2 protein-coding genes are annotated in these 1,197 nt (G+C 35.5%); both read right to left on the bottom strand.

The window, feature by feature from the left end; genetic code table 11:
* Positions 1 to 52: 52 nt before the first annotated feature.
* Entirely contained in the window at positions 53 to 238 is a 186-nt protein-coding gene (locus tag ACRDDY_RS07880) for a hypothetical protein (protein WP_438564402.1), read from the bottom strand.
* A gap of 135 nt (positions 239 to 373) precedes the next feature.
* Positions 374 to 1,197, bottom strand: an 824-nt coding sequence (locus ACRDDY_RS07875; RefSeq protein ID WP_438564401.1) for a hypothetical protein, incomplete at its 5' end; no start/stop codon positions are given.

Below are 1,197 nucleotides of genomic sequence, written 5' to 3'. Positions count from 1 at the left end.
AAATAGAAAAAAATAGGGAAAATGCCTTTTATTTTAGCATCCTCCCTTTATGTTATTTTTTGTTTAATTGGATGGCTTCATAATCTCTACGTTTTGTACAACCAACTTCTAAGCCATTAAATACAATTGATTGTTCTTTAGTACAATATCTACAGAATGTACATGGTCTATTGTCTATAGAGCACATCATATAATTTGTTAAATTTTTCTTCATGGGAATACCATATTTACAAGCCATATATATTCTCCTTTAAATTACTATTGCAGTCTGTTTCACAACATTGGATTGCAGTTAGTCTCACGACTATCATATTTATATTATATAGTATTTGAATTGTTATGTCAATATGTAAAAGGGGATTTCTCCCCTAATTTATGCTGTAGCTGTCTTAGCCACACCTTCTATTGAAGCAATAGCTGGTGGTAAAGTTACACCATTTGGAGCTTTTACTTTAGCTATTAATGTTCCTGCACTAGCAATAGCACTAGCGATTCCGGTAGTCGGATCTACAGTGGCACCAGTGAATGTTAATAGAGATGGTCTAATATGAGAAGTTGAACCATTTTGATATAATCCATAAACGTTTACAACATCTCCATTTTTAACTGTCCCATTTGCAATCGCCAAATCAAAAAGCCCTTCGTAAAACTGTTTTCCGTAAATAATTTCCTTGATTTTAGCGTAGTATCCGTAATCATTACATCCTTCATTACCTGTGAACGCCGCTAAGGCTGACCCAGAAAGGTTAGTTGTAGAGGCACCACTCATATTCAATGTAAGGTCTTGGGCACCGGATAATAAGAATCTAGGAATCTCAACAATCAAATCACCAACTTTTGATGAAGTTGTAAAGTTTTTAGCTTCAGCTTGGAATAAAGGTGTTGTTAATACAGCCTTACATTCTGCTGGAATAATAGCGGCAGGTACAACAAATTCTCTTAAGGCATCGTTTGTTGCATTATAACGTACACATACTTTATCTCCAACTTTTAATCCTGAAACTGTAGCTGATTTACCATTAAATGTAATCTTAGTCCAGTTTGATTCGCCAGGGAGTGTGTACCATCCGATCGTTCCTAAATCTCCCCATGCAATAGGTGTTCCTTGAACTGCAATAGTATTTGCTGTAGCAACTGTAACTTGCTCATCCGCAATTGATTCTCCACCTACAATGATATTACCACCAACACTTAATG

It is taken from the genome of Clostridium sp., assembly GCF_051656525.1.
Lineage (GTDB): Bacteria > Bacillota > Clostridia > Clostridiales > Clostridiaceae > Clostridium.
This window is presented reverse-complemented; position numbering and strand designations above follow the sequence as displayed.

Coding starts and splice junctions, on each gene's coding strand:
- ACRDDY_RS07880 (WP_438564402.1), bottom strand. CDS start 238: ATGGCTTGTAAATATGGTATTCCCATGAAGAAAAATTTAACAAATTAT.